This window comes from Rhizobium lentis (assembly GCF_014200175.1).
GTDB classification, from domain to species: domain Bacteria; phylum Pseudomonadota; class Alphaproteobacteria; order Rhizobiales; family Rhizobiaceae; genus Rhizobium; species Rhizobium mulingense.
In genome coordinates, this window is record NZ_JACHBD010000003.1 from 454,175 (window position 1) to 480,196 (window position 26,022).

A 26,022-nucleotide genomic window follows, 5' to 3' on the forward strand; every position below is an offset into this window, starting at 1 on the left:
CCCGTCACCGGATGACCAACAGTAAGCGGCTGCCATCGCGGATGAATTCAAGCGCCACGGTGGCTGGTTTCTTGGCAATGGTCCGTCGTAGGTCGGCGACCGAGGCAACCGGAACCCTGTTCACCGCGACGATTATATCGCCACTTCGAAGGCCGGCGCGCGCGGCCGCGCTGCCAGACGCCACGCTCTCGATCACCACCCCGGAGCCGCCAAACTGAGATCCAGCCTCGGATGCATCTCTCATTTTGGCGCCTTCGAGCGGCGTTCCGGAGACGTCTGCCACGACCTTGTCCTCGGCCGCGATCGTGACGGCGATCACCTGCTCGTCATCGCCACGCTTCACCGTCAGACCGACCTTGCTGCCCGCGGGCGTGAGCCCGATGCGGTTCCTAAGGTCGGTCGAGCCATGGATGGGACGCCCGTCGATTGCAGTCACGACGTCTCCGGTCTTCAGTCCGGCGCGTTCGGCCGCGGAACCCGGTTCGATATTCGCGATAAGCGCGCCTCGCAGGTCGCCGAGTCTGAGAGCTTCAGCCAAGTCCGGCGTAAGATCCTGGATGCCGATGCCGAGTCTACCGCGCTGGACCTCGCCATGGGCGATCAGCTGGTTCATCACCGTTGCGGCCATGCTGCTGGGAACCGCAAAACCGATACCGACGTTGGCGCCGGCGGGGCTGAGGATCGCCGTATTGACCCCGACCAGCTTGCCGTCGAGCGTCACCAGCGCGCCGCCGGAATTGCCCGGATTGATCGAGGCGTCGGTCTGGATGAAATCCTCATAGCCCTCGATGTTCAAACCGCTACGTCCAAGTGCGCTGACGATGCCGGAAGTCACCGTCTGGCCGAGCCCAAATGGGTTGCCGATGGCGACGACATAGTCCCCAACCTTTAGCGCATCGGAATCTCCGATCTGGATCGCCGTGAGGTTTTTTGCGTCGATCTGGAGCAACGCGATGTCGGTATCCTTGTCACTGCCGATGAGTTTTGCGGGCAACCGGCGTCCGTCTTTCAGCGTGACGGAAATTTCAGTCCCGCCATCGACGACATGATGGTTGGTGAGTACATATCCTTTCGAGGCGTCGACGATCACTCCGGAGCCGGCACTCATCCTGGCCCTCTCCTGCTGCTCCGGCAGATCGAAGAAGGGGCGGAAACTCGGATCGTTATAAAGAGGGTTGTCTTCAGTCGTTTTCTTTGAGACGACTGCTATATTGACCACGGCCGGGGTGACTTGTTCAAGCATGGGAGCCAGCGTCGGCAAGCGGGAGGAAGAAGCTGCCGATGATCCCGCCGTCTCCGGGGTGGCCGGCGTGACCGTTATCAACATGGCGCCAAGGGCAAAAGCAATTGAGGTTACAGTCCCGCGGATCCTCGGGGCGAGATCTGACATGGTTTGCTCCTTGAAATGGTTTCACCATTCAACGGGCTGTTTAACAAAGAAGCGGGCCGGGGGTTCCCCGACCCGCTTTCGGTTGGGTTAAGCGGTCGACAGCGGATGGTTATGGCTAAACCAGATGCTGCCGGCGGCAAGTACCGCGACGACTATGCCGGCCACCACATGCACCCACATGGCTGCGGTGACGGCTGTAAAGCCAAGCGCCCATGGTGCGACCACCGCCCATATGCCGAGCACAAGATTGAGCCACTCCTCTGCCTCATAAAAGGCGTAGAGGGCCGCGGCGGCGATCAAGACGATGGCCGCACCGACGATCCAGGCGTTCCAGGCGGCGTAGGTTTCACCCGTGAAACCGAGCAGCCAGGGCGAGATCAAGAGTCCAAGACCGGCAACGATATTGACGATATCGAAAGCCGTCCGGTTTTCGCTGGACGTAGACTTCAGCATCATTCATTCCTCCTTTCCTTGGTTGGCATCATCAGTGAACCGCCTCCGGCGGATCGGAGGCGGGTGCGGCCGCGGCATGCCTGCCACCGCCGCGAAGCTGGATTGAGGGTTCGCGCGGAGGATGCGGCTTTGCCTCTTGTGGTTCGATCACAAGCCGGGCGAGTTCACCCGGCGCAAAACCGCTCTGCGCGATTTCCTTCAGTGCGAGTTCGCTCACGGCTACGCCCGACACATCGAGCCTTGGCTCCGCTCCTCGTTTAAATGAACGGCTGCGGGCCGCGGCCAGAATTTTCTCGCGTCGAGTACATCAAGGGATCCATGGCTGTACCTCACGCGGCGTTTTTGACAGGCGTGAGCCGAGGATCTCGACGCTGGACGTCCCGTTCGAGCGCCAGCAGTGCCTGCTCCACGTCTTCGAGGCGGGACGGCCGATTGTCCGGCACACCCTCGTTGGTCGGCTGATCGATCAGGTACTCGGTCCAGGCCCAGTTCATCAGGAGCGAACGCTTCTCCTCAAGCGACAGCGTTGGATCCCGAACGACCCCCATGGGCGCCGACCCTGTCGCGGGGCGAGGAGCATCGTTGCGATTCGCCGCCTCGTCCAACGCCTGTTCATAACTCTCCTGAAGCTGGGTAAGGCCAAGCCGCTCAAGCGTCGCGTCGGAGAAGGCGTGAGACGCCCGGTCCGATCGCGCACAGGTTTTCCGCTTCGACGGAACGGCCGCCTTGCTCGCCAGACGCTCAACGATGTATGTCAGGCCCTGGCGTTCGGCGTAGCGGATTGCGGATTGAAGCGTCGGAAATTCCAGCTCCACCTGGGGGAGTGTGTCAGTACTACCCGTGTAGCCCATCAGCGGCTCGATGAACGGCGCTTTGCGGCGTTCAAAAGCAAGCCGCCAACCTGTCGTTCGCGCATGGCCCGATGTCATTGGGGAGCGCGATGGCTTGAAGATGCGGGCAATGGCATCCTCGGGAAATACGGAGCGCCCGAAGCTCAGAGATTTCCGCCGGTTATCATTCGAGGGCCGTATATCGGCCGTACCTGAATGATGCATCTCCCTAATAAACTCGGTCATTTTATCCCTCCTTGTTGGCGAGGAATGCCGGCGGCCGCCTCAAGGCCGACCGCCGGGTGGTGTGGACCCATTAGCTCTTTATGGCGATCCGTTTGACCTGTGACTGAGCCTTTTCGGTCTTAGGCAAGCTTACGGTCAGGACACCGTTCTTGAAGGTGGCGTCGACCTGGTCTTCCTTGACCTCGGTGCCGAGCGGGATGCGCCGCTCGAAGCGGCCGTAGTAGCGCTCGGAGAACTGCTTCTCCTTGTCTTCCGTTTCCGAACGCTTCTCACCCTTCAGCGTCAGCACGCCGTCATTGAGGAAGACCTCGATGTCCTTTTCCTCAAGACCGGGTACTTCGGCCGTCACCTTAATTTGCTTGTCGGTGTCGGAGATTTCGACACTCGGCCAGCCGGCGCCAAAGCTGCTGGCGCCTCGCATTGACGGCAGCCCGGAGCCGAAGCCACGGAAAACATCGTCGAACAGCCGATTGACTTCGCGATGGAGTGACAGGAAGGGATCGCGGTCATCATCGCGAAAGAGAGTCTGAACCTGGTTGCCGTTGTTGCGACCCCAGGGAATCAAATCACGGACACTCATGGTTTTACTCCTTTCTGGTAGTTCTTGGGCAAGCTCTGCGTATGGCGCCAGGCTGTTCCTGGCGCCACGTTCGCCTGCTGCCGGCGAAGCTCAGGCCGCATGCTTCCCGGCCTCGATCTGTTTCGGCTGCGCCTTCGCCATTGCCTGACCCGTTTCGATTCCGATCTGGCGTGGCTTCATCTCTTCAGGGATTTCGCGCTTGAGATCGATGGTCAGCAGACCGTCGACAAGCCGGGCATCCGCGACCTTCATGTAGTCGGCGAGGTCGAACCTACGCTGGAACCGTCCGGCAATACCGCGATGCAGGTATTGAACATCTTCGCCGTTGGCCTTCTGCCCCGCGACGATGAGCATGTTCTGCTCTTGGGTGATCGCCAGCTCCTCCCGCGAGAAGCCCGCTACTGCCATGGCAATACGGTAATCATCCTCGCCGGTTTTGACGATGTCGTAAGGCGGCCAATTGTCGATTGTGTCGGCGCGGCTTGCAGCCTCCAGCGCGTTCAACATCCGCTCGAAGCCGATGCTCGACCGAAACAGGGGAGCGAAATCGAGGTTTGTCCTCATAGCCATATCCTCCTTGCAAGCAACATGGATACAAGGAGACGCCAAGAGCGACCGGCGTCTCCTGGACCTTTGTGTCGATCCCTATTTGGCAATCGACAATAGTTATATAATTCAGTGTCTTACCAATTCAAGAGGATCGAATTCCTCAACCAGAAAATTGATTTTTTAGAAGGCGCCACCATATCTGGGCGAAGCTTGAGCGAGGAGCAATAGCTATGACAATGACTTCAGAAGATGTCATCGCTGTCCTGGGGCCGGCCGACAAAATGTTTGTGGCCGAGGTCATCGCGACAGGTGCGACGCGGGCCGAACTTGCCGAGGCATTTGCATGGGCCAACAACGACGAGGCCTTGATGGGTGAGGGCCGGCATCTGCCGACAGGCAGGGTTGCCGTGCTTGTTGATCTGCTGAGATCGGATGAAGAGGAACTGGAATAGGAAAGGCGGATCACCCGCCTTCCCTAAACTACGCTTCATCAGGCGGTGGTGAGCACGCGGACATCGCCCTGTCGATTGATCACATCGACCACGACCTGGTGTCTCGACCGGCGGATGGCGACATCAGCGGAGCCATTACCGATCACCAGCCGTCGCAGGGTCACCTCGTCGAGGAAAGAAGGAAGTCGCGGCACGTTGAAGCTGATTTGCGAGTTGTTCGGGTCGAAATCCAGGCCCAGGCAGGATTGCAGCAGAGACACAGGTGCTGCTGCCGCCCATGCTTGAGGCGAGCAGGCGACCGGATAAGAGGTCGGTCCCCGTGCGCGCTGACGTGGCAGGCCGCAGAGAAGTTCGGGGAGCCGCCGCAGGTCGATATAAGTGGCGGCGGCAAACAGGCCCTCGAAGATTTGCGCCGCCTCGGCGCGATAGCCGTAGCGGGCGAGGCCACTGGCTATCAATGCATTGTCATGGGGCCAGATCGAGCCATTATGGTAGCTCATAGGATTGTAGCGGGCTTCGGTGGAGGGAATAGTTCGGATCCCCCAGCCACAGAAGGACGAGGCACTCATCAGGGTGCGGGTCACCGGTGCGACCCGTTCAGGATAAGCAATACCGGTGTACAGCGCATGGCCGGCATTGGAGGATCGGACCCGGCACGGCCGTTTATCCCCGTCGAGAGCCAACACATAGGTGGCAAGTTCCTCATCGAAGAAGCTCATGTCAAAGGCGCGACGCAGCCCCTCCGCCCGTGCGAGAAAGCTCACCGCGCGTTCCGGCTTGCCCGTCCGCCGGAAGATTTCGGCAGCACTTTGCCAAGCGCCATAGACATAGGCTTGGACTTCGGCAATTGCGATCGGCCCCCTGGCCAATGTGCCGTCGGCATGGAAGACTGAATCGTGGCTATCCTTCCACGCCTGATTGATCAGTCCTTCTTGCGTCAGCCTCCCATATTCGACGAAGCCGTCGCCATCGCGATCTCCATGTTCGTCGATCCATGTCAGTGCCGCTTCGAGATTCGGCAGGAGACGGTCGATGGTCGCGAGATCACCGGTTCGCTGGAGATAGGCGCCAGCCAGCATCACGAACAGCGGCGTCGAGTCGATGCTGCCGTAGTAGCGCCGGAATGGAACCTCGCCGAGTTCGGCCATTTCGCCGCAACGCACTTCGTGCAGGATCTTGCCCGGCTCGGCGTCTGAGGCAGGGTCAATGTTCGTCGCCTGGTTGGCCGCCAGGTGGCCGAGAACCCCGCGCGCGATCTCCGGATCCAGCCAAAGTGTCTGAAGCGCCGTGATCAAGGCGTCGCGGCCGAAGACGGTGCTGAACCAGGGAATGCCGGCATAAGGATAGGGGCCTTCCGGCTTGTCGGTGATCAGCATGTAGAGGTCCGAAGCGCTGCGCCGCGCGACTTCGTTGAAGATCTCGTTGGAGGTTGTAATCGACGCCGCGCGCGAGGTAGAGGCGCGCAACGCACGGCGCGCATCCCGCAATGCCAGGAAGAAGGAAAGTCGGCTCAGTCGGTCGGCGGAGGTCCCGTCGCAGCCGATCTGAATGAATAGCGATTTGGTCTCGTGCGGCTCTAGATGGAGATCGAAGGTGACAAGATCGCTCCGAATCTCGGCCGGTTCCGGCATGAAGGAAAGTCGTGTCGACCGCTTGCGATCGTCCAGACCAATATAGGAAAGCAGGATCCAATCCTGTTCCACGACGGCGGGGAGATGGTGCCCTCGCCTTGCCCTTGCGGTTCCGCGGACTTCGAAAAGATCCGCGAAATCGGCGCTGAACGCAATCTGGATTCGGACATGTTGCCGCCGCTCGTCATAGTTCCTCACGGCCAGCCGTTCATAACAACAGGCATTCCAGAGAAAGCGCGACCTGCGCAGATGTATGAGGTCATGCCCGAGAACCAGCTTTCCCTTCTCATCGAACTGATCCGGATTGGTGAGATCGCAAGTCAGCGTGGCGTTGTCATCCCGCAGAGTCGACGACAGAAGCATCGGCCGCTGTCCGTTGATCGTCAGATAGAGATGCGAGAGATAACGGGTATCCCGGTGGAAAAAACCTTCCGGGCTGCCGGGACCGGAAAGGGCATCGCCGTTGTGATCGAAGAGGGCGAAACAGTCGCCGTGCTTCAAGGTACGCGGCCGGCGCTCCTGCAGCGAAGCGGCGGCCGGAATGAAGAACTGAGCGACCGGCGCTGTCAGTCCTGGAGATGCTGTGGCGGAACTGCTCTCCGCAGACACGTTCGACATGTCTCCTCCCTAACGTCAGGCGACAGCCTGCAGGTCGAGCGCCTGCCCGTTGGACCGGCGTATCGGCGTGGCTTTGATACGAACGCCCGGCAAGTTGCGATAGATGTCGAGATAGTCGCAAGCCATCCGTTTCGCGGTGAAGCGCTTTTCGAATGCAGCCCGCACCTTGCGGCGATCAAGCCGGAGCGCCCATTCGACATTTTCAACCGCCTCGGTGACACTGTCGACGAGGATGCCGGAGATGCCATTGTCAATGACCTCGGGAACCGAGCCACAGCCGAAAGCGATCACCGGCGTGCCGCAGGCCATGGCCTCGATCATTACCAGCCCGAATGGCTCCGGCCAGTCGATCGGGAACAACAGAGCGCCTGCATTTCCAAGGAAGTCAGCCTTCTCAAGCTCATCGATCTCGCCGATAAATTCCACATGCGGATGACTCTTCACCATCGGCTCGATCACGGATTCCCAATATGCCTTGTCGACATTGTCGATCTTTGCAGCGATCTTCAGCGGCATTCCGACCTTTGCCGCGATCTGGATCGCGCGGTCGGGGCGCTTCTCCGGAGAGATACGACCAAGGAAGGCGAGATAGTCGCCTTTCGGGTTCTCCGTGAAAGGAAGAAGGTTGCTAGGCAGGCCGTGATAGACCGTTCCGCGCCAGTCGACCGGCGGCATCGGGCGGCGCTGGTCATTGGAGATCGACACCAGCGGAATTCCCGGGAACGCCGTGTAGAACGGCTTCAGATCCGGCAGGTCGAGTCGCCCGTGCAGCGTCGTCACCGTGCGGTCGGCGAAATCGCGGATCAGCGGGAAATGCAGCAGATCGATGTGGAAATGCAGCACGTCGAACTCATGCGCCCGCCGACGGATCTCCTCGAGCATCACGACCTGATGCGGCAGATGGTCCCTGACTGTCGGGCTGAGCCGCAGCGCGACGTCCGCACATCGCACCAATCTCGCGTGGGTGACGGAATCGCCGCTGGCAAAGAGCGTAACCTCGTGTCCCTGAGCGACGAGTTCCTCGGTAAGGTAGGAAACGATCCGCTCGGTCCCCCCGTAGAGCTTCGGCGGAACGCTTTCGGCGAGCGGTGCAATCTGAGCGATCTTCATCGGCAAAACCTCCTCAGTTGAGCAAAGAGCCGTCGGCAAGAATCCCTGCGTCCTCGAGAGGCACAGGGCGGGCCAGACGGAGGGTCAGGTTTCGAACAGCGGTCGACGCCGTCCTCCGTTCCAGTAGCTGCACAAGCCAAGGCCGGGAAGCCGGCGCGCGGGCGGTTTTCGACGGCGGACCCTATGGCGATCCGGGGAAGCGGACGTATCCTGCCTCGCGGATGGTCGATCGCCATTATCCAAAGCCTTCAGCGCTTCAAGGATCTCGTCATAGGATACAGCTCTTTCCGCCCCGGGGCAAAGGCGGAGGGCTGGTGCGGATTCGACTGCGAAGATATCGGATGCCCATGAAGCGAGAATGGCCCGCTTCTCGTCGTTGTCGATCTCGGCGGCAAGCACGTCACGCGGGTGACCGAAATGCTTCGCCGGATGGAGCAGATGCGCCGCGCTTATGGCTGCCACGGCATTCTGCTGTATGGAATTGCTGATGTTTTCCTTTCTCATAGCTTGGCTCCATTGATGTCGACCGATGGAACTTGTTTAATTCGATAGTGCGTAGAACGGCCCGCCCCGATGGCAGAGCGGGCCAAGCGACCGCTTAGAAGTCCATGCCGGCACCAGCCGGCATTGCCGGAGCGGCGTCTTTCTTCGTCTTCTCGGCGATCATGGCTTCCGTCGTGACAAGCAGGCCGGCCACGGAGGCGGCATCCTGTAGCGCCGTACGCACCACCTTCGCCGGGTCGATGACGCCCTGCGCATATAGGTCGCCATATTCGCCGGTCTGGGCATTCCAGCCGTAGGAGAACTCGCTCTTCTCCCGCAGCTTGCCGACGATGATCGAGCCTTCCGCGCCGGCGTTTTCGGCGATCTGGCGAACCGGTGCCTCAATTGCCCGGCGAACGATGTCGACACCGACGCGCTGGTCGGCATTGGCAGTCTTGATAGCGTCGAGCGCCTTGACAGCACGCAGCAGCGCCACGCCGCCGCCGGGCAGAATGCCTTCCTCGACCGCGGCGCGGGTTGCGTGCAGCGCATCGTCGACGCGATCCTTCTTTTCCTTCACTTCGACTTCCGTCGAGCCCCCGACGCGGATGACGGCAACGCCGCCGGCGAGCTTGGCAAGCCGTTCCTGCAGCTTCTCGCGATCGTAGTCCGAGGTGGTCTCTTCGATCTGGGCGCGGATCTGAGCGGTGCGACCGTCGAGTTCCGCCTTCGAACCGGCACCGTCGATGATGGTGGTGTTTTCCTTTTCGATTGCCACCTTCTTGGCGCGGCCGAGCATATTCAGCGACACATTCTCGAGCTTGATGCCGAGATCTTCGGAGATGACGGTGCCGCCGGTCAGGATGGCGATATCTTCCAGCATGGCCTTGCGGCGGTCGCCGAAGCCCGGCGCCTTGACGGCAGCGATCTTCAGGCCGCCGCGCAGCTTGTTGACGACGAGCGTTGCGAGCGCTTCGCCTTCGACGTCTTCAGCAATGATGAGGAGCGGCTTGCCGGACTGGACGACGGCTTCGAGAACCGGCAGCATTGATTGCAGATTCGACAGCTTCTTCTCATGGATCAGGATATAGGGATCCTCGAGCTCGACCCGCATCTTGTCCTGGTTGGTGACGAAATAGGGGCTCAAATAGCCGCGGTCGAACTGCATGCCTTCGACGACTTCGAGTTCGGTTTCCGCTGTCTTGGCCTCTTCGACCGTGATGACGCCTTCGTTGCCGACCTTTTCCATCGCTTCGGCCAGGTAGCGGCCGATCTCGGAATCGCCGTTGGCTGAAATGGTACCGACTTGCGCAATTTCGGAATTGTTGGAAATCTTACGGGCGTTGGCCTTCAGTTCCCCGACGACGGCTTCGACGGCAAGATCAATGCCGCGCTTCAGGTCCATGGGGTTCATGCCAGAGGCAACCGCCTTGGCGCCTTCCTTGACGATTGCCTGGGCTAGAACGGTCGCCGTCGTGGTGCCGTCGCCGGCGAGATCATTCGTCTTGGATGCAACTTCACGCAGCATCTGGGCGCCCATGTTTTCGAACTTGTCTTCGAGTTCGATTTCCTTGGCGACGGAAACGCCGTCCTTGGTGATGCGCGGCGCGCCGAAGGACTTGTCGATCACGACGTTGCGGCCCTTCGGGCCGAGCGTTACTTTCACCGCGTTGGCTAGCACATCGACCCCACGCAGCATGCGTTCACGGGCATCGCTATGAAATTTGACTTCTTTCGCAGCCATTCTGTCACTCCTTCAATAGGCAGCTTTTTTTGACTAGTGCGCGGAATTCGCCTCAGGCGGCGATCTTTTCGGCGGCCTGGGCTTCGATGATGCCCATGACATCGCTTTCCTTCATGATCAGCAGGTCCTCGCCGTTGATCTTGATCTCCGTGCCGGACCATTTGCCGAACAGGATTCGATCGCCGACCTTCACGTCGAGCGCCTGGATCTGGCCGGCATCGTTGCGCGCGCCGGGGCCGACGGCGATGACCTCGCCTTCCTGTGGTTTTTCCTTGGCAGTGTCGGGGATGATGATGCCGCCTTTGGTCTTTTCCTCGGAATCGACCCTGCGGACGAGAATGCGATCATGAAGCGGTCGGAACGACATGTTTTCCTCCAATGGACAAACAATAACGATATTGTTCCCCTGGCCGGACCGGATGACCAGTCCGGGCGGGTGCAAAACCCCGATTGAGCGTTCTGCGCGCAATGATCTGGTTTTGCGGTTTTTCCATTTCAAGAGGGCGTCATAAAAAAATCAGCACTCGTTCGAAGTGGCTGCTAACATACTGGAAAGGAACAATAAACAGGGCAGTCGCGTTGAGAATCCGTTGATGGCCGCAAAATTTTGCGCCACTTTTCGAGCGTCATGAAACGGAGATGAAGCATGCCATTTTCATCAGATCTGGAACGTCAGCTGGACGGCTACGGGCTGACCACCGCGCATATCCTCTATCGCATTCCCGATTTTGAATCCGTGCTGCAAACCTATATCTGGCAGGATTACGACCTCGCCCCGGATTTTCCGGAGATGCATAAGTTTCTCGATTTCTGGCGGTCCACCCTCGACGGGCCGCTACACTCTGTTCGCTACACCCACCAGCGGCTGATCGGACCTAACGAATGGCGCCGGGTCATGGGCGAGTTCAAACTCCACTAGTTCGATGCCGGCATCCAGCGCAGCCGACATGAGCCTGCGATCCGGAGCGCTCACTCGTGTTCGGCAGGGCATGGCCAGGTTGCCGGCGCCGAGAGGCCGGGCGGCAGCTTGGTCGAGGTATCGCCACAGGCGAGCTCGATCTGCGCCTGTTCGAGTCCGGCGGCAGCCGAGAGGTCCAGACCTTCGATGCGGGTCAGGAACATGAAGGCGCGGTCGAACATTGCCGGACCTTCGATAGTGGCGTTGGAGAGATCGGCGCGGGAGAGATTGGCGAAAGAGAATTTCACCCCCGTCAGCACCGCCTTGTCGAAATCTGCGCGGCCGAGTTCGGCCTTTTCGAAGCTCGCACCAGAGAGCCGGGCGCCGGCGAAATTGGCGCGCTGCAGCTCGGCGCCGGCAAAGGAAGCGCCTTCGGCGGCAATATTGGCGAAGCTGGCGCGATAGGCTTCGACCTTGGCGAAGTTGGCCCCTTCGGCATGTGAACCCTCGAGCGAGGCGCGCACCAAAGTCGCCTTCTCCAGATTGGCGGATTTGAAATTTCCGCCGCTGAGATCGGTCAGCGAGAAATCGGTGCTGAAGAGATTGGCGCCTTCGAGATCACTGCCCTGCAGCATCAGGTTCTTCTTCGAGCATTCCTGCCAGTCGAGTTTCGGTGAGGCCGTGCTGCCGCAATCGGCGGCACGCGTGGAGATCGGAGCGGAGGCGAGAAGAAGCAAGGCAAGGAGGCCGAGCGGCGTATGCATTACCATTGAACTGTTGATCTCCATGACGCTTCACGCCGCCTCTCGCGAAGCAGGCGGCCTCTCATTTCTACACAGCTCAGAATACAATAAAAAGATGGCGAACGCGCTGGCAATGATTTGCCGTTTCACTCCGTCCGAAGCGCTCATCCGTGCCCAGGCAGGCAGCCAGACTCTGCCCAGCCAAGCCGATCAGTCGCCGGGCAAGCCGGTCAAATCCGCCTTGCCGGGCAGGCGAAGCTCCATGCAGGTGAGATCCAGCCAGCGGCCGAACTTCGTGCCGACCTCGGAAAATCTGCCGGCGATGCGGAATCCGAGCTTCTCGTGCAGGCGGATCGAGGCGGCGTTCTCAGCCTCGATGCCGGCGATCATCACGTGGATATCGGCGGCAGCGGCACGCGCGATCAGCGCCCGCATCAAGGCCTCGCCGATACCGGCGCCGCGGCAATCCTTGTCGACATAGACGGAATGTTCGACCGTATGGCGGTAGCCCTCGAAGGCGCGCCAGTCGCCATAGGAGGCGTAGCCTGCGACCTTGCCCGACATCTCGGCGACGATGACGGGAAAGCCGCGCGCCTGGCGCGCGCTCAACCATTCCTGCCGGTTTTCGAGATCCACGAGTGTCTCGTTCCAAATCGCCGTCGTGTGCTCGACGGCGTGATTGTAGATCTCGCGGATGGCGGGAAGATCGGCTTCGGTGGCGTCGCGAAGGAGGACGGCGTCTGTCATTGTTGGTCCCGGTTCGATTGGCTGTCAGGGGTGGCATACGCTGCGGTGCAAAAGATGTAAACGGCAGATGGCGGAGACGCCGCTTGCGGGATAGCTGCGCCCAGGCAGCTGCTCAGAAACCCTGCGCCGGCAGGCTGAAACAGGTGAAGACGGCCGAATAGTGCACGGCGGCGGCGATGACGACGAAACCGTGCCAGATGGCGTTCTGGAAGCGCAGCTTCTCCCAGACATGAAAGATGACGCCGAGCGAATAGAGGACGCCGCCGATGACGATCAGCAGCATCGAGGCGGACGGGATGCGCGCGGCGACAGGCCCGGCCACCAGCACGCCGCTCCAACCCATGGCGAGGTAAAGCAGGATGGCGAGACGGTCGTAACGGCCGGGAAAGACGCATTTCAGGACGATGCCGACGGCGGCGAACAGCCAGATCGCCACCAGCATGAACAAGAGCAGCGGATCGTCGGCGCCGCGTTGGAGGAAGGGCGTATAGGTGGCGGCGATCAGGACGAAGATCGCCGAATGATCGAAGCGGCGCAGGAACCATTTGGTGCGCGAGACCGGCCAGATATTGTAGGAAAAGGAAATGGCAAGCGTCAGCACCAGTCCGACGCCATAGATCCAGGCGGCGGCGAGCGCGCCGTAGGAACTCCAGACCGTGGCGTAGAAGATCAGCACCGTGGCGCCGATCAGCGCCAGCACGAGGCCGACGCCGTGGACGATGCCATCGGCGATCAGTTCATACCTGTCGTAAGCCCAGCGAATGCCGTTGAACTCAGCCATGCGCGCCAATCCATTTCGTCCCCGGCCTCGATGGTCGCACCGAACGGATGGCGGCGCAACAGCGGCACATCGCGGGCGCGGTAAATCTTCGTAACAGGTCACTCGGCACCTGCTGTTCTTTAAGCGCGGCGAGCGGAGAAATGGGAAAGCGCGCGCTTAGATCTTGTGCCGTTCGACCAGCACCGAGCACTTGGCATGGCGCACGACGCGGTCGGCCGTGGCGCCGATGAAGTAGTTGGAAAAATCCGGCACATGCGAGGCGAGGATGATGAGGTCGGCGCGATGGCTTTCGGCGGCCGCAATGATGGCCTTGGCCGGCGGGCCATTGCGGATTTCGACCGTTGCCGCGACTCCGGTTGCGGTGACCAGCGCCTGCAGCCTGTCGCGGCCGTCCTTCATGGCGTCCTCGAGCATATCGGCCGGCAGTTCGATCGCGACATAGGTCGGCACATCCTCGACGACGTTAAGCGCGACGATCTCGCCACCCTCGTCGAGCAGCGATGCGGCCTTGCGGAGGATATCTTCTCCCCTGTCGGGACCGCCGAGCGCGATCGCCACGATGATCTTCCTGTACATGGCTTCCCTCCATGACTGAGATGCATAAGCTTCTTCTTAAGAAGATATGGACGCATTGACCTTGATCAAGTCGGCGGGACACGTCAGCGAAAGCAAATCAGCGCAAGCGATTGTCAACGCTTGCTCAACGCTTCATCCTCAAAAACGAGGCTTCTGTGAACAATGGCGATGGGCCATATAGGGATCAAGTACGGCAGCCGAGAGGATATCAGGCGCATGAACCGGCGACACTTTCTCGGGCTTGCCACGGGCGGCATGGTTGCCGCCACCGCCGGTGCGCCTTCGATTTCTGAGGCAGGAGAATTATCCATGACGACCGAAACATCCTATGCGCTGACGCGGCCTGCCTATATCGACCAATCGCATCTCGTCGTCAGCGACCTTGCTCTCGTGTCCGGCTTCTATCAGGCGATGCTCGGCCTCAAGGTTATCGAAAAGAGCCCAAGCGGCGAAGTTCTCGGGGTCGGCGCTCTGCCGCTGCTGACGCTGACGACCGCTGGGAATGCCGCAATCGCGCCGCGCAACGCCGCCGGGCTGTTTCACACCGCCTTCCTGATGCCCGACCGCACCGAACTGGCGCGCTGGCTGCGCCATGCGGCGCATAACAACGTCGTTCTCGACGGTGCTTCCGACCATCTCGTCAGCGAGGCGATCTATCTTTCAGACCCGGAAGGCAACGGCATCGAAATCTATGCCGACCGGCCGCACGAAGGATGGAAATTTCATCAGGACGGCATGGTGGAGATGGCGACGCTGCGCCTCGACCTGCAGGCGCTTTACGACAGCGCGCCCGAGGATCGCTGGGACGGCATGGCTGAGGGTACGGCGATCGGCCATCTGCATCTGCAGGTCGGCGATATCCCGCAGGCCGACAGCTTCTACCGCGACGTGCTCGGCCTCAAGCTGATGGCCCGTTATCCCGGCGCAAGCTTCTTTGCCACCGGCGGCTATCATCACCATCTCGCCGCCAATATCTGGAACAGCCGGGGTGCGGCCCCGCGCGCCGTCAATATGACCGGGCTTTCGGATTACAAAATCCGTTTCAACGACAAGGCGACCCTCGATGCGGCGGTCTCGAAGCTCGATGCGCTGGAGATCGACAGCGAGAAGCGAGACGGCGGCGTCTTCCTCAGGGATCCCTGGGGCATCGGCCTGACGCTGTCGGCCTGAACTCCATCTATTGAACCTTTTCGGTTCCGGATGGCGTCGTCACCCCGGTCGGTCCGCCACCGCTTCCGCTCGGCGTCGGGTCACGGTCCGTCGCTTCGGGCGGCCGTGAAGGGCCGGAGGCCGGGTCATCGTTGAAGGTGCCGGGGCCGGACGGCTGCGCATTGATCGGATCCGGCTTCGTCGATGCTGTCGCCGTCGGATCGTTATTGGTGGGATCGGGCCAAATTGCCACGCTTACGCCGGCAATGATGAGGACCGCCGCACCCGCCAAAAGGGCGGTCCAACCCCACCATCGCCTGCGATCGGCGGCTTTGAGCTTCGTTTCGTCCGCATAAGGGGGATTGGTCGAAAAGCTCTCGGTGACCTTCGTCTGATCGCGATCTGCAGTCATGAGCTATCTCCTTCAGAGATCGAACGTCCGCGACTGCGAGGTTGTTCCGGCGGCCGGATCAAATCCAAGCGGTCGCCTATGAAGGCGGAGATCTCCTGCTGATCGCCACTGCGGCAAGCCGAGGGACATCTTTCGACGTCGCATGACCCAAGCGGAACCGGAACCGCATCAGTGCGTTTTCGTGGCGAAGCAATGGGGCTTCGGGGACCTCACCGCATGGGCATCGCCAACGGCATCCGCAAACAAGCAAGGAAGATCGCCATCGGCGAACGCCGCACCAGCGCCTGGGCGCAGTCATTGCGCGAGACGGCGGAGGAATTGCCTCCCCCGCCGGTGCATCGGCTTGAAAAGGACGGGCTTGATATCAGCATGGCTTGGGCGATCATCGGCATCTTCGTCATACTCGGCCTTGCCGCCGTCTACATGATGTCGTTGATCCTCATCCCCATCACCCTTGCCGTCGTCGTCGGCATGATCCTCGGCCTGGCCGCGGAAAATCTCGGCAAAATGGGCGTGCCCCGACTCGCCAACGCTTTTCTTTTGTCGAGCGGCGTTGCCCTTGTCATCGCACTGCTGGCCAACTCGCTTGCGGGTCCGCTGGCGACACTTGCCAATGAAGCGCCGGCCTTCGTCGAGCGGACGATCAGCCGCATTATGCCCTACCTGGAGCGCATCGAATGGTTGCACATCACGCCGGCGACATTCGAAAGCGGGCCGATGTCGATCGGCGCGCTGCTCGAGAACACCGGCAATGTGCTGCATTTGGTGACCACAAGCCTGACGCCGGCGCTGGTGCAGGGGCTGATCTTCTTCGCCGCGCTGCTGCTGTTCCTCGCCAGCCGGGTCAATCTGCGCAAGACGATCATCATGACCTTCCGCACCCGCACGCAGCGGCTGGCGGCGATCCGCGTCATCAATGCCGTCGAGCAGGTGCTCGGCTTCTATTTCGCCACAGCCTCGCTGATCTATGTCGGGCTCGGCGTCGTCATGACGGTCATCGCCTATGCGAGCGGATTGTCGGCACCGGTGCTGTGGGGCTTCTTCGCCTTCCTGTCGAGCTTCATTCCCTATCTTGGCATCACGCTGATGACGCTTTCCGTCGCCATCGCCGGCATCATCACCTATGACGGCTTCATCGTCGGCCTGATGCCGGCCGCCGCCTTTTTCACCGTGCACCTCGTCATGGAAAACCTGATCTTTCCGGCGGTGATGGGACGGCGACTGGAAATCAACCCCTTTGTCGTCTTCATCGCCATCCTGTTCTGGACCTGGATGTGGGGCGCCGTCGGTGCAATGCTGGCTTTGCCGCTGTCGCTGATCGTCATGACTATTATCGAGGAATTGCTGATCGAGGAAAGATCGCAGCCGCAATTGCCGAAGTGATCAAGCGAGGAGACATCCGTGGCATCCGATCTCGCACTCGACGAGTCCGACCATGAGCAGATGGTCAGCGGCCGTTCGTTCTGGGGACGAACCGGCATCCGGCCGGCATGGCAAGCGATCGGTGATAGCTTTTCCACCGATGTCGCGGTGATTGGCGGCGGCATCACCGGCGCGCTGGTCGCAGAGCACCTTGCAGCGCGCGGCTTCTCGGTTGTCATCATCGACCGGCAGGAGCCGGGTTTCGGCAGCACCGTCGCCAGCACGGCGATGCTGCAATGGGAAATCGACAGTACGCTCAGCGAGCTGGAGACCTGGTACGGCTTCGAGCGCGCCGCCGGCATCTATCGCCGCAGCGCCGCTGCCGTCGCAGGTCTTGCCAAGCTGATTGCCGCAAACGACATCGCCTGCGGCTTCCGGCCGCGCAACACGCTTTATCTCGCTGCCAACCAGGAAGGCGCCCGCGACCTGCTGGAAGAGCGCCAGCTGCGGCGCCGCGCCGGCCTTCCAGGTGTCTATCTCGAACATCCCGATCTCTTCACCCAGTTCGAGCTCGATCGCGATGGGGCAATTTATTCGCCGGGTTCGGCGGAGGCCGATCCGCTGCTGCTCACCTGGGCGGTGATCGCGATGGCCCTTCGGCGCGGCGCGCAGCTGGTCAAGGCTTCGGTGACCGCTCTGCACAGCGAAGGCGATCACGTCACGGCCGAAACCGACGGCGGCCCGGTGATCGAAGCGCGGCATGTCGTGCTGGCCACCGGCTATTCGATGCCGGGTCTCGACATGCCGAAGCTGCACCGGACAAGCTCGAGCTGGGCAGTCGCCACCGTGCCGCAGGACCCCGCGACGTTCTGGCGCGACAGGGCGTTGATCTGGGAGGATAGCCATCCCTATCTCTACATGCGCACGACCGCCGACAACCGCATCGTCGCCGGTGGTGAAGACGACGGCACTGTCGATGCCGCGGTGCGCGAGCGGAAGCTGGCGGCCAAGACCCGGGCAATCCAGGAAAAAATGAAGCGGCTCTGGCCGAGAGCGGACGCCCGCATCGCCCATGCCTGGGGCGGAACCTTCGGCGAAACCGCCGACGGCCTGCCGCTGATCGGCCCCGTGCCCGGAATGCCCCATGTGCTTGCCGCCTATGGCTACGGCGGCAACGGCATTACTTTTTCCTATCTTGCCGCGCAGATGATCGGCGCGATCATTGCCGGGATTCACCGCGACTGGTTCGAGGATTTCGCGCTCGATCGGGATAGACCGGGGCTGCGGCGATTTGGGGAGGATCGGCTGCGGGTTGGGAGTGAGTTGAGGTAGAGGCTTTGTATTGGCTGCTGTGCCGAGCAAGCCCCCGGCAGGGCAGAGGGACTTGCACAGCATAACCCTCGCGGAACTACTCCGTCGTCTTGTCGTCGCCCATATCCTCCACATCATCCAGCCGGACGAATTCCGTGCCCCTCATCTTCAGATCGACCAGCGCCTTCGCCACCCCCTCGCCGGCAGCATGGGTCGGCTGGTTGATGTGGGAGATGACGACATCGCCGTCTTTGGCCGAGGCGATGCGCTTTTCGGTGATCACGGCGCCGAGCAGCGAGCCGCCGTCGCCGTTCACCGAATAACCGGCGATGCGATAGCCGAGGGCGCGGATTTCGCCGATGGCGGAAAGGTCATATTTGGCGGTCGAGCCGCGGAACCAGTGCGGTGCGGGAATGCCGGCTGCGAGCATGGCGGCAGCGCCGCCTTCGACTTCCTGTCGGACGGCCTGCGGCGAGCCGGCGGACGCGATGCCATAGACCAGCGTAGGCGTATCGACGGCGGGAATGTGGTTCTCGCCGTGATTTTCGAGTTCGAACAAGTCGGGGTTCTGCAGGAAGACGGCGAGCGCAGCGGGGTTGCGCTTCAGCCAGCGGGCGGTGACGAAGATCGTCGCCGGGATGCGCTCGCGCACCAGGGTCGACAGGATGCGCTCGTCCGCCTGGCCCATGCAGGCGTCGAAGGTGAGCGCAATGCGGGCATGGCCTGATATATTGGAGCGGGCAATATGCAGATGCGGCTCGACGAGCTCGACCGCCAGGTTCTTCACGACCGGAGCGGCGGCCGCCGGCAGCGGCGGCGTTTCGGCCGCGCAAAGCGTGGAGAGGCCGGCCAGAAGAAACGCCGAAACAAGAAAGATACGGTTCATGGAAGGACTTCTATGATTCCATCGGCCGAGTTTAGCGACGGCACTCGTCCACCGCCATGCGGCCGGTCAGCGCAGCCAACGGGACAGGCGATCAATCGTAGAGATAATATTTATCCCACTTCTCGCGCGGCACCTTGTCGCCGATCTGGTAATCGAGCTGGCGCACGTTGATATGCTGCGGACCGGTGATGCAGGTGTAGGAGAGATGGTACCAGTCGCCCTTGCTGCGGAAGACCGCGCCTGGCGCCTGCAGCGAATTGTCGCCGGCGATCGGGTCCTTGAAGGTGTAGGCGATCACCTTGTCGGGCTTGAAGCCGGTGCTGTCCTGGTTGATGCGGCTCATCGCCTCGGTGTCGCAGCTCTGCTCCAGACGGGTCGAGGGATCAAGTTTTTCCAGCTGCTTCTTGATGGCGGGGTCGACCGCAAAGGCGGGGGCAGCAAGGCCGAGGAGGGATACAAACAGGAGCAGATGTTTCGGCATTGAAGAAAAATCCCTTGCTGTTGTCCACCCTGCCGCAGGCAGCTTGCCGGGGGCTTGGCACGTGTAAATTTCGATCTGCGATAGCGGACATTCTTAAATATTGTGGTGACATCAAGGCAGGGCGGACCGAGCCGCCCCATCGCCTGTGGAAGGTCACCTCGCCCCTTGGCGCTTGATCCGGAACCGGTGCGCCTCTATCTCTTGCCAACCCGACATTCCCACCGGAGCCAATTCCTTGTCCGTTTTCAAGAACCTGCCGACCCCGCCCGCCGCGCCGAAGAAGCCCGTCTCCGATACGCGCCACGGCATTACCCGCACGGACGATTACGCCTGGCTGCGCGCCGACAACTGGCAGGCGATGTTCAAGGATCCATCGATCCTCGATCCCGAGATCCGCCGGCATCTCGAAGCTGAGAACGCCTATATGAATGCGGCGATGGAGGACACCAAGCCGCTGCAGAAGGTGCTGTTTTCCGAAATGCGCGGCCGCATCAAGGAGGACGACAGCTCAGTGCCGGTCAAGGACGGCGCCTATGCCTACGGCACGTCCTACGTGACCGGCGGCGAACAGCCGCGCTATTTTCGCATTCCTCGCGATGGCAATGTCGCCGATGAGACGATCCGCACGGTGCTGCTCGACGGCGACAAGGAAGCATCAGGCAAGGCCTATTTCCGCCTCGCCGGCCTCGACCATTCCACCGACCACGGCCGCGGCATCTGGGGCTATGACGACAAGGGGTCGGAATTCTTCACGCTGAAGGTGCGCGACCTTTCGACCGGCCAGGATCTCGACGACGTGATCGAGAATACCGGCGGCGGCGGCGTCTGGGCGCCCGACGGCAAGAGCTTCTTCTATTCGGCGCTCGACGAGAACCACCGGCCCTCCAAGGTGTTCCACCATATTGTCGGCCGGCCGCAATCGGAGGACCGGCTGGTCTACGAGGAGGCCGATGCCGGCTTCTTCATGGGCGTCGGCGGCTCGCTGCTGGATGACTTCATCTATATCGACATCCACGATCACGAGACCAGCGAATACCGGCTGCTGTCGACCAAGGATCTGACTGCCGAGCCGAAGCTGGTGGCGGCCCGCCAGGAAGGCATCGAATATTCGCTGACCGAGGGCGGCGACGTCTTCTACATTCTGACGAATGACGGCGGCGCCAAGGATTTCAAGATCATGGAAGCGCCGGTTGATAAGCCGGGCAAGGAAAACTGGCGCGAGGTCGTGCCGCATAAGCCCGGCACGCTGATCATCAGCCACATGGCCTATGCCCGCCATCTCCTGTGGCTGGAGCGCAAGGACGGGCTGCCGCGGATCATGATCCGCGATCGGGCGACCGGCGAGGAACATGCGATCGCCTTTGCCGAAGAAGCCTATTCGCTGGGGCTTTCGGGTGCTGCGGAATACGACACCGATGTCATCCGCTTCTCCTATTCCTCGATGACGACGCCTTCGCAGCTCTACGACTACAACATGGTGACGCGCGAGCGCACGCTCTTGAAGACGCAGGAAGTGCCGTCGGGCCACAATCCCGAAGACTACGTCACCCGCCGGGTCTTCGCCCCCGCCTGGGATGGCGAGACCGTGCCGGTCACCCTGCTCTACCGCAAGGACACGCCGCTCGATGGCAGCGCCCCCTGCCTGCTCTATGGCTACGGCGCCTACGGCATCACCATTCCGGCCGGCTTCAACACCAATTGCCTGTCGCTCGCCGACCGCGGCTTCGTCTATGCCATCGCCCATATCCGCGGCGGCAAGGACAAGGGCTTTGCCTGGTACGAAGAGGGCAAGATGGACAAGAAAACGAACACCTTCAAGGACTTCGTCGCCGCGGCCGACTATCTGAATCAACAGAAGTTCACCTCTTACGCGAAGATCATCGCCGAGGGCGGCTCGGCAGGCGGCATGTTGATGGGCGCTGTCGCCAACATGGCGCCGGGAAAATTTGCCGGCATCATCGCCGCCGTCCCCTTCGTCGACGTGCTCAACACCATGCTCGACGACACCTTGCCGCTGACGCCGCCGGAATGGCCGGAATGGGGCAACCCGATCGACAGCCGCGAAGAATACGAGCAGATCGCCGCCTATTCGCCCTATGACAATGTCGGCGCCAAAGCCTATCCGCCGATCCTGGCGCTCGGCGGCCTGACCGACCCGCGCGTCACCTATTGGGAGCCGGCCAAATGGGTGGCGAAGCTGCGCGACACGACCACCGGCGCGGCGCCGATCCTGCTCAAGACCAACATGGACGCCGGCCATGGCGGCGCCTCGGGGCGTTTCCAGCGGCTGGAGGAGATTGCGTTTGAGTATGCGTTTGCGATCAAGGTGGCGGGGAAGATGTAAAATCTTCAGGGCCGGCACGGTACAGCGGCCAAGGGAGAAAAAAATGTACGTCTACGTCGCTCTCCTCCGCGCCGTGAACGTCGGCGGCACCGGTTCGCTGCCGATGGCCGAGCTGAAGGTGATCTGCGAAGGCCTCGGCTTTGCCGATGTGAAGACCTACATCCAGAGCGGCAACGTGCTTTTCCGCTCGGATGAATCCGAAAAAGCGGTCGAGGCGAAGCTCGACGAAGCCCTCGGGCAAAAGATGGGCAAGCGGCCGGGCGTGATGGTGCGTAGCTTGAAGGAACTTAGCGACATCATCGCCAACGCTCCCTTCCCCCATGCCAAGCCGAACTTCCTGCTTGTCTACTTCCTGCCCGAAAAGACGCCCGGCGATGCGCTGGACAAGATGGTGGCGCCCGACGGCGAGGAGGCGAAGCTTGCCGGGCGGGAAATCTATGTGCATTATCCGAACGGCTCCGGCCGGTCGAAGCTGAAGCTGCCGGCGCTGAAGCCCGGAACGTCCCGCAACCTCAACACCGTGCGCAAGCTCGCCGAAATGGCGGCCGACATGGAGGCCGGCTAAGGCTGGCCGCCGCCGGCGGCGCCAAAGGCCTGCGCAGGCCTCACGACGGCAAGGGGCTGCTCGACAGCCGGCTGGAAGAGCAGGCGTACGAAGGTCCTCAGCATCAGCACCTGCTCGGCCAGCGTGTTCGGCTCCTTCAGTGTCTTCGACAGCACGATGCCGCCTTCGAGGACGGAGGAAACCATGTCGGCGAGCTGATCGACATCGACGGGCTCGCGCGGCGGATAGACATCCATGATTTCCCTCAACATACGGCCGAAGCGGCGACGCCAGGCAAGCACCGCATTCCGGTTCGTTTCCTGTATCTCCCGGTCGAACAGCCGCTCATAGTAGCAGACGGTCGCCACGAGGCAGCCGGGGTGGCCGTTGGGCAGGTCGGAGAGAAGTTCGGAAAGCAGCTTCAGGCCGAGCAGGAAGGATTGCAGAGGATCGTCCATGAGGTCGCGCGCACGGCTGAATATCTCGTCATAGATGCGCTCGTCGTTTTCGATGTAACGGTTGAGCAGCGCCTTGGCGAGTTCGTTCTTGTCCTTGAAGTGATAGAAGAAGCCGCTCTTGGTAATGCCGGTTTCGGCGATCAGCTCCTCGATGGAGGTGCCGCCGAAGCCCTTCTGCAATACCGCCGCTTCGGCCACATCGAGAATGCGGGTCCGCGTTTCCTCTCCCTTTCGCATTTCCCCCTCCTGTACCCGCGGTACAGTTTCGAGCGCCGAAGGTTCGCATCCGCTTCGGTTCCGGGCAGCATCGGCTGATGCCAAGCGATTGATTTCAATCCGCTAAAATCGAAATTTCCGCCAGTATACCTCAAGTCGCCTAGTTTGGCAGCCGATTAAGCGGCAGAACTTTACTCATCGACGGCCGCCATTTCAGGCGCCGCGACGGGAGAGACCACAACAATGGCAAAGTACAGACATAGTTTACCGCAACTCAAAGGCGGCACCTTCCTGACCGATGGCGGCATGGAGACGACGATGATCTTCCAGGAAGGGATCGCGCTTCCGCATTTCGCCGCCTTCGTATTGCTGGCTTCCGAAGATGGCCGGAACCGCACGCGGAACTACTATCGCCGCTACCTCGACATCGCACGGCGGCACGGTACCGGCTTCGTGCTCGACACCGCCACGTGGCGGGCCAATCCCGACTGGGGGCGAAAGCTCGGTTACACCAGCGAAGCGCTGAAGGCGGCGAACGAAGAAGCCGTCGAACTGCTGGCCGGCTTGCGCAGCACCTATGAGCAGCCGGGGCAGCCGATCGTCATCAGCGGCGCCATCGGCCCGCGCGGTGACGGCTACAAGGCGGGCATGATGAGCGCCAACGAAGCGGAGGACTACCACGCCTTCCAGATCGAAGCCTTCGCCGGCACGGAAGCGGACATGGTGAGCGCCTTCACGTTGACGAATATCGACGAGGCGATCGGCGTGGCGCGTGCGGCAAAGTCGTTCGCCATGCCCTGCGCCATATCCTTCACGCTGGAGACGGACGGCAGGCTGGTGACGGGCCGCAGCATTCAGGACGCCATCGAGACGACCGACATGGCGACTGGCGGAGCACCGGTCTACTACATGATCAATTGCGCGCATCCGACGCATTTCGAAGGCGCTCTCGATCATGGCAGCGCATGGGTAAAGCGCATTTCCGGCATCCGCGCCAATGCTTCGACCATGAGCCACGAGCAGCTTGATAACAGCGAGACACTCGATGCCGGCGATCCCGAAGATCTCGGGCGGCGATACCGCAAGCTTCTCGATCGCATGCCCGAGCTGCGCGTGCTCGGCGGCTGCTGCGGCACGGATCATAGCCATGTGGCGGCCATCTGCGAGGCATGCCTGCCGCAGGCGGCGTGAGCCCAAGAGGGAGGACAGGAGGATGACGATGGTGGGAGCGGAGTCGCGCCGGCGAGGCTGGCGCGGGCTGTGGCTTAGAATCACGGGGCGGCGCGGGCGCGCCGAGCCCGAGGCGATGGTGGAGGTCGCGTTGCGGGATATCGATCTCGCAGCCTTTGGCGGGCCGAGCGCCTACGGGCTCGAGGCCGACCGACGTGAGGGCCGGCGCATGCGGCGCAAGCCACCGCGGGGGACCGTCTGCTTCTGATGAGAGAAAAGGCGGCGTCAGCCTTCGGCGGCGGCGCCTTCCGTCCGTTTCGCCTTATAGCCGCTGATTTCCTCGCCGGCGGTCGGCGAGAAGCGCAGGTTCCAGAAGGTCGCGGTGATCGAGATGAGGGTGACGACGATGAAGGCGGTGGAGAAATCGCCGAGCGACGGCGTTTCGACCTCGTTGAAGGCCATCGAGCCATGCAGCGCCAAGGCGCCGATGCAGATGCCGAGCGACAGCATCAGTTGCTGGAAGGTGGTGTAGAAGCTGGTGGCCGAGCTCATCCGCTCCCTGTCGATCTCGTCATAGGCAATGGTGTTGTAGGCGGTGAACTGGAACGACAGGAAGAAGGCGCTGAGCACCAGCACAATGAAGATCAGCGGCATCGGCCAGTCCGGCCGGAAGGCGGCGCAGAGGCCATAGCCGATCGTGCCGAGAATGCCGTTGAGCACGAGGCTGCGGCGGAAACCGAGCCGGCTGAACACGAACTTCGCCATCGGCTTCATGGCGAGCGCGCCGAGCGCGGTGGCGATGACGATCTGGCCGGCGGCGGCGGCCGACAGGCCGAAGCCGATCTGGAAGAGCAGCGGCAGCAGGAAGGGCTGCGCGCCCTGGGTGATGCGCGTCAGCGAACCGGCGATGACCGAGGTGCCGAAGCTCGGCACCTTCATCAGCGAGAAGTCCATGATCGGCGACGGATGCCGGCGGGCATGCCTCAAATAGGCGGTGCCGAAGATGAGGCCGATGGCGATCAGGAAGATGGAAAAGGCGCCCTCGCCTTCGTGGCTCGACATTTCGAAGCCGAAGAGCAGCGAGCCGAGCGAGATGCCGGAGAGCACGAAGCCGATCGTATCGAACGGGCCGCTCGCCTTGCCCTTCACTTCATCGATATAGATCGACACGAAGGTCATGCCTATGATGCCGATCGGCACGTTGATGTAGAAGATCCAGCGCCAGTCGAGATAGGTGACGAAGAAGCCGCCGAGCGGCGGCCCGACGATCGGGCCGATCAGCGCCGGCACCAGCAGCCAGGACATGGCGCTGACCATATCCTTGCGGGCGACGCTGCGCATCAGCACCAGGCGCCCGACCGGCATCATCATCGCGCCGCCGAGGCCCTGCAGCAGCCGCGCCAGCACCAGGAACGACAGCGTTGGCGCCAGCGCGCAGAGGATGGAGCCGATGACGAAGACGGCGATGGCCGCGCGGAAGACGGTGCGGGAGCCGAAACTGTCGGCCATGCGGCCGCTCGCCGGAATGAAGATCGCCAGGCTGAGGAGATAGGAAGTGAGCGCAATCGACATGGCCGGCGCGCTGACGGCAAAATCGCGCGCCATGGTCGGCAGCGCCGTCGCCAGCACGGTCGCATCGATATTTTCCATCAGCATCGCACTCGCGACGATCATCGCGATCACCCGGAAATTGGGCGCGGCGCGCCGAACCATCGGCGCCTGGTAAATCTGATCCGACATCGTCCGGGATCACTCGCGGTGGCGCGGCGGAGCACAGGAAGCAGCAAGGCCGCGGGGGATGACATGGCTAACGCCAAGGGGAGACGATCTGCTATACGCCTGTGATCATGGCGGCGCT

28 protein-coding genes are annotated in these 26,022 nt (G+C 61.7%); 8 read left to right on the forward strand and 20 right to left on the reverse strand.

Annotated elements, in window-relative coordinates:
- Positions 1 to 4: 4 nt before the first annotated feature.
- The 6 genes from GGI60_RS10370 to GGI60_RS10395 all read right to left on the reverse strand — a co-directional run bounded on the left by GGI60_RS10370 (position 5) and on the right by GGI60_RS10395 (position 4,063).
- Positions 5 to 1,390, reverse strand: coding sequence for a DegQ family serine endoprotease (locus GGI60_RS10370; protein ID WP_183915370.1), 1,386 nt, complete (start codon positions 1,388 to 1,390; stop codon positions 5 to 7).
- 87 nt (positions 1,391 to 1,477) lie between these two features.
- A complete protein-coding gene (locus GGI60_RS10375; protein WP_183915488.1) occupies positions 1,478 to 1,843 on the reverse strand; it encodes an SPW repeat protein in 366 nt (121 codons plus the stop codon).
- Positions 1,844 to 1,874: 31 nt separating this feature from the next.
- Positions 1,875 to 2,060 (reverse strand): hypothetical protein, encoded by a 186-nt coding sequence (locus GGI60_RS10380; RefSeq protein ID WP_246720354.1) that lies wholly within the window; start codon positions 2,058 to 2,060, stop codon positions 1,875 to 1,877.
- Positions 2,061 to 2,172: 112 nt separating this feature from the next.
- Positions 2,173 to 2,919, reverse strand: coding sequence for an NADH dehydrogenase ubiquinone Fe-S protein 4 (locus GGI60_RS10385; protein WP_183915372.1), 747 nt, complete (start codon positions 2,917 to 2,919; stop codon positions 2,173 to 2,175).
- Positions 2,920 to 2,989: 70 nt separating this feature from the next.
- On the reverse strand, positions 2,990 to 3,499 hold the full coding sequence (locus GGI60_RS10390; protein ID WP_183915374.1) for an Hsp20/alpha crystallin family protein: 510 nt from the start codon (positions 3,497 to 3,499) through the stop codon (positions 2,990 to 2,992).
- A 90-nt stretch (positions 3,500 to 3,589) separates the two neighbouring features.
- Positions 3,590 to 4,063, reverse strand: a complete 474-nt coding sequence (locus tag GGI60_RS10395) for an Hsp20 family protein (RefSeq protein ID WP_183915492.1) — start codon at positions 4,061 to 4,063, stop codon at positions 3,590 to 3,592.
- 215 nt (positions 4,064 to 4,278) lie between these two features.
- On the opposite strand from GGI60_RS10395, the gene GGI60_RS10400 reads away from it, so the two are divergent.
- On the forward strand, positions 4,279 to 4,500 hold the full coding sequence (locus GGI60_RS10400; protein WP_183915376.1) for a hypothetical protein: 222 nt from the start codon (positions 4,279 to 4,281) through the stop codon (positions 4,498 to 4,500).
- A gap of 38 nt (positions 4,501 to 4,538) precedes the next feature.
- On the opposite strand, the gene GGI60_RS10405 is transcribed toward GGI60_RS10400, so the two are convergent.
- The 5 genes from GGI60_RS10405 to groES form a co-directional block, all read right to left on the reverse strand.
- The gene (locus GGI60_RS10405; RefSeq protein ID WP_183915378.1) at positions 4,539 to 6,749 is read right to left on the reverse strand and encodes an amylo-alpha-1,6-glucosidase; all 2,211 of its coding nucleotides are present in this window, start codon (positions 6,747 to 6,749) and stop codon (positions 4,539 to 4,541) included.
- Between the two features lie 15 nt (positions 6,750 to 6,764).
- Positions 6,765 to 7,859 (reverse strand): glycosyltransferase family 4 protein, encoded by a 1,095-nt coding sequence (locus tag GGI60_RS10410; protein WP_183915380.1) that lies wholly within the window; start codon positions 7,857 to 7,859, stop codon positions 6,765 to 6,767.
- An 84-nt stretch (positions 7,860 to 7,943) separates the two neighbouring features.
- A complete protein-coding gene (locus GGI60_RS10415; RefSeq protein WP_183934459.1) occupies positions 7,944 to 8,363 on the reverse strand; it encodes a hypothetical protein in 420 nt (139 codons plus the stop codon).
- A gap of 94 nt (positions 8,364 to 8,457) precedes the next feature.
- The gene (gene groL, locus GGI60_RS10420) at positions 8,458 to 10,086 is read right to left on the reverse strand and encodes a chaperonin GroEL (protein WP_183915382.1); all 1,629 of its coding nucleotides are present in this window, start codon (positions 10,084 to 10,086) and stop codon (positions 8,458 to 8,460) included.
- A 52-nt stretch (positions 10,087 to 10,138) separates the two neighbouring features.
- Positions 10,139 to 10,453 carry a co-chaperone GroES gene (groES, locus tag GGI60_RS10425; RefSeq protein ID WP_064706626.1) on the reverse strand — a complete coding sequence of 105 codons (315 nt, stop codon included), beginning with the start codon at positions 10,451 to 10,453 and terminating at the stop codon, positions 10,139 to 10,141.
- Positions 10,454 to 10,732: 279 nt separating this feature from the next.
- Here groES and GGI60_RS10430 point away from each other — a divergent pair, with 279 nt between their 5' ends.
- Complete coding sequence (locus tag GGI60_RS10430; protein ID WP_183915384.1) at positions 10,733 to 11,005, forward strand: usg protein; 273 nt, start codon at positions 10,733 to 10,735, stop codon at positions 11,003 to 11,005.
- A 50-nt stretch (positions 11,006 to 11,055) separates the two neighbouring features.
- On the opposite strand, the gene GGI60_RS10435 is transcribed toward GGI60_RS10430, so the two are convergent.
- The 4 genes from GGI60_RS10435 to GGI60_RS10450 form a co-directional block, all read right to left on the reverse strand.
- Positions 11,056 to 11,754: a pentapeptide repeat-containing protein gene (locus tag GGI60_RS10435; RefSeq protein WP_183915385.1), complete on the reverse strand. Its 699-nt coding sequence runs from the start codon at positions 11,752 to 11,754 to the stop codon at positions 11,056 to 11,058.
- 183 nt (positions 11,755 to 11,937) lie between these two features.
- The gene (locus GGI60_RS10440) at positions 11,938 to 12,474 is read right to left on the reverse strand and encodes a GNAT family N-acetyltransferase (RefSeq protein ID WP_183915387.1); all 537 of its coding nucleotides are present in this window, start codon (positions 12,472 to 12,474) and stop codon (positions 11,938 to 11,940) included.
- A gap of 112 nt (positions 12,475 to 12,586) precedes the next feature.
- On the reverse strand, positions 12,587 to 13,255 hold the full coding sequence (trhA, locus tag GGI60_RS10445; RefSeq protein WP_183915389.1) for a PAQR family membrane homeostasis protein TrhA: 669 nt from the start codon (positions 13,253 to 13,255) through the stop codon (positions 12,587 to 12,589).
- Between the two features lie 156 nt (positions 13,256 to 13,411).
- On the reverse strand, positions 13,412 to 13,831 hold the full coding sequence (locus GGI60_RS10450) for a universal stress protein (protein ID WP_183915392.1): 420 nt from the start codon (positions 13,829 to 13,831) through the stop codon (positions 13,412 to 13,414).
- A 216-nt stretch (positions 13,832 to 14,047) separates the two neighbouring features.
- Here GGI60_RS10450 and GGI60_RS10455 point away from each other — a divergent pair, with 216 nt between their 5' ends.
- The gene (locus GGI60_RS10455; RefSeq protein WP_183915394.1) at positions 14,048 to 15,001 is read left to right on the forward strand and encodes a VOC family protein; all 954 of its coding nucleotides are present in this window, start codon (positions 14,048 to 14,050) and stop codon (positions 14,999 to 15,001) included.
- 7 nt (positions 15,002 to 15,008) lie between these two features.
- Here GGI60_RS10455 and GGI60_RS10460 read toward each other — a convergent pair whose 3' ends face one another.
- Positions 15,009 to 15,392: a hypothetical protein gene (locus GGI60_RS10460; protein ID WP_183915396.1), complete on the reverse strand. Its 384-nt coding sequence runs from the start codon at positions 15,390 to 15,392 to the stop codon at positions 15,009 to 15,011.
- Between the two features lie 216 nt (positions 15,393 to 15,608).
- Between GGI60_RS10460 and GGI60_RS10465 the strand changes: the two genes are divergently transcribed.
- Positions 15,609 to 16,775, forward strand: a complete 1,167-nt coding sequence (locus GGI60_RS10465) for an AI-2E family transporter (RefSeq protein WP_183915398.1) — start codon at positions 15,609 to 15,611, stop codon at positions 16,773 to 16,775.
- 18 nt (positions 16,776 to 16,793) lie between these two features.
- Positions 16,794 to 18,086, forward strand: a complete 1,293-nt coding sequence (locus GGI60_RS10470; RefSeq protein ID WP_183915400.1) for an NAD(P)/FAD-dependent oxidoreductase — start codon at positions 16,794 to 16,796, stop codon at positions 18,084 to 18,086.
- A 76-nt stretch (positions 18,087 to 18,162) separates the two neighbouring features.
- On the opposite strand, the gene GGI60_RS10475 is transcribed toward GGI60_RS10470, so the two are convergent.
- Positions 18,163 to 18,951 (reverse strand): polysaccharide deacetylase family protein, encoded by a 789-nt coding sequence (locus GGI60_RS10475; protein ID WP_183915402.1) that lies wholly within the window; start codon positions 18,949 to 18,951, stop codon positions 18,163 to 18,165.
- Positions 18,952 to 19,042: 91 nt separating this feature from the next.
- Positions 19,043 to 19,432 (reverse strand): DUF930 domain-containing protein, encoded by a 390-nt coding sequence (locus GGI60_RS10480; protein WP_183915405.1) that lies wholly within the window; start codon positions 19,430 to 19,432, stop codon positions 19,043 to 19,045.
- Between the two features lie 235 nt (positions 19,433 to 19,667).
- Here GGI60_RS10480 and GGI60_RS10485 point away from each other — a divergent pair, with 235 nt between their 5' ends.
- On the forward strand, positions 19,668 to 21,776 hold the full coding sequence (locus GGI60_RS10485) for a S9 family peptidase (RefSeq protein ID WP_183915407.1): 2,109 nt from the start codon (positions 19,668 to 19,670) through the stop codon (positions 21,774 to 21,776).
- Positions 21,777 to 21,819: 43 nt separating this feature from the next.
- Entirely contained in the window at positions 21,820 to 22,341 is a 522-nt protein-coding gene (locus GGI60_RS10490) for a DUF1697 domain-containing protein (protein ID WP_183915408.1), read from the forward strand.
- Here the strand turns inward: GGI60_RS10490 and GGI60_RS10495 are convergent.
- Positions 22,338 to 23,015, reverse strand: a complete 678-nt coding sequence (locus GGI60_RS10495) for a TetR/AcrR family transcriptional regulator (protein WP_183915410.1) — start codon at positions 23,013 to 23,015, stop codon at positions 22,338 to 22,340. The two genes, GGI60_RS10490 and GGI60_RS10495, sit on opposite strands and share 4 nt — an antisense overlap.
- A gap of 222 nt (positions 23,016 to 23,237) precedes the next feature.
- Here GGI60_RS10495 and GGI60_RS10500 point away from each other — a divergent pair, with 222 nt between their 5' ends.
- Complete coding sequence (locus GGI60_RS10500; protein WP_183915412.1) at positions 23,238 to 24,185, forward strand: homocysteine S-methyltransferase family protein; 948 nt, start codon at positions 23,238 to 23,240, stop codon at positions 24,183 to 24,185.
- 264 nt (positions 24,186 to 24,449) lie between these two features.
- Here GGI60_RS10500 and GGI60_RS10505 read toward each other — a convergent pair whose 3' ends face one another.
- A complete protein-coding gene (locus tag GGI60_RS10505) occupies positions 24,450 to 25,904 on the reverse strand; it encodes an MFS transporter (RefSeq protein ID WP_183915414.1) in 1,455 nt (484 codons plus the stop codon).
- Positions 25,905 to 26,022: the final 118 nt, after the last annotated feature.

Excerpts from the sequence above, each read along its gene's own strand:
- GGI60_RS10405 (WP_183915378.1), bottom strand. The coding sequence starts at position 6,749 with ATGTCGAACGTGTCTGCGGAGAGCAGTTCCGCCACAGCATCTCCAGGA.
- GGI60_RS10370 (WP_183915370.1), bottom strand. The coding sequence starts at position 1,390 with ATGTCAGATCTCGCCCCGAGGATCCGCGGGACTGTAACCTCAATTGCT.
- GGI60_RS10490 (WP_183915408.1), top strand. The coding sequence starts at position 21,820 with ATGTACGTCTACGTCGCTCTCCTCCGCGCCGTGAACGTCGGCGGCACC.
- GGI60_RS10455 (WP_183915394.1), top strand. The coding sequence starts at position 14,048 with ATGAACCGGCGACACTTTCTCGGGCTTGCCACGGGCGGCATGGTTGCC.
- GGI60_RS10465 (WP_183915398.1), top strand. The coding sequence starts at position 15,609 with ATGGGCATCGCCAACGGCATCCGCAAACAAGCAAGGAAGATCGCCATC.
- GGI60_RS10410 (WP_183915380.1), bottom strand. The coding sequence starts at position 7,859 with ATGAAGATCGCTCAGATTGCACCGCTCGCCGAAAGCGTTCCGCCGAAG.
- GGI60_RS10415 (WP_183934459.1), bottom strand. The coding sequence starts at position 8,363 with ATGAGAAAGGAAAACATCAGCAATTCCATACAGCAGAATGCCGTGGCA.
- GGI60_RS10400 (WP_183915376.1), top strand. The coding sequence starts at position 4,279 with ATGACAATGACTTCAGAAGATGTCATCGCTGTCCTGGGGCCGGCCGAC.
- GGI60_RS10505 (WP_183915414.1), bottom strand. The coding sequence starts at position 25,904 with ATGTCGGATCAGATTTACCAGGCGCCGATGGTTCGGCGCGCCGCGCCC.
- GGI60_RS10440 (WP_183915387.1), bottom strand. The coding sequence starts at position 12,474 with ATGACAGACGCCGTCCTCCTTCGCGACGCCACCGAAGCCGATCTTCCC.
- GGI60_RS10460 (WP_183915396.1), bottom strand. The coding sequence starts at position 15,392 with ATGACTGCAGATCGCGATCAGACGAAGGTCACCGAGAGCTTTTCGACC.
- groES (WP_064706626.1), bottom strand. The coding sequence starts at position 10,453 with ATGTCGTTCCGACCGCTTCATGATCGCATTCTCGTCCGCAGGGTCGAT.
- GGI60_RS10385 (WP_183915372.1), bottom strand. The coding sequence starts at position 2,919 with ATGACCGAGTTTATTAGGGAGATGCATCATTCAGGTACGGCCGATATA.
- GGI60_RS10475 (WP_183915402.1), bottom strand. The coding sequence starts at position 18,951 with ATGAACCGTATCTTTCTTGTTTCGGCGTTTCTTCTGGCCGGCCTCTCC.
- GGI60_RS10395 (WP_183915492.1), bottom strand. The coding sequence starts at position 4,063 with ATGAGGACAAACCTCGATTTCGCTCCCCTGTTTCGGTCGAGCATCGGC.
- GGI60_RS10390 (WP_183915374.1), bottom strand. The coding sequence starts at position 3,499 with ATGAGTGTCCGTGATTTGATTCCCTGGGGTCGCAACAACGGCAACCAG.
- GGI60_RS10495 (WP_183915410.1), bottom strand. The coding sequence starts at position 23,015 with ATGCGAAAGGGAGAGGAAACGCGGACCCGCATTCTCGATGTGGCCGAA.
- GGI60_RS10430 (WP_183915384.1), top strand. The coding sequence starts at position 10,733 with ATGCCATTTTCATCAGATCTGGAACGTCAGCTGGACGGCTACGGGCTG.
- trhA (WP_183915389.1), bottom strand. The coding sequence starts at position 13,255 with ATGGCTGAGTTCAACGGCATTCGCTGGGCTTACGACAGGTATGAACTG.
- GGI60_RS10450 (WP_183915392.1), bottom strand. The coding sequence starts at position 13,831 with ATGTACAGGAAGATCATCGTGGCGATCGCGCTCGGCGGTCCCGACAGG.
- GGI60_RS10435 (WP_183915385.1), bottom strand. The coding sequence starts at position 11,754 with ATGGTAATGCATACGCCGCTCGGCCTCCTTGCCTTGCTTCTTCTCGCC.
- GGI60_RS10375 (WP_183915488.1), bottom strand. The coding sequence starts at position 1,843 with ATGCTGAAGTCTACGTCCAGCGAAAACCGGACGGCTTTCGATATCGTC.
- GGI60_RS10480 (WP_183915405.1), bottom strand. The coding sequence starts at position 19,432 with ATGCCGAAACATCTGCTCCTGTTTGTATCCCTCCTCGGCCTTGCTGCC.
- groL (WP_183915382.1), bottom strand. The coding sequence starts at position 10,086 with ATGGCTGCGAAAGAAGTCAAATTTCATAGCGATGCCCGTGAACGCATG.
- GGI60_RS10500 (WP_183915412.1), top strand. The coding sequence starts at position 23,238 with ATGGCAAAGTACAGACATAGTTTACCGCAACTCAAAGGCGGCACCTTC.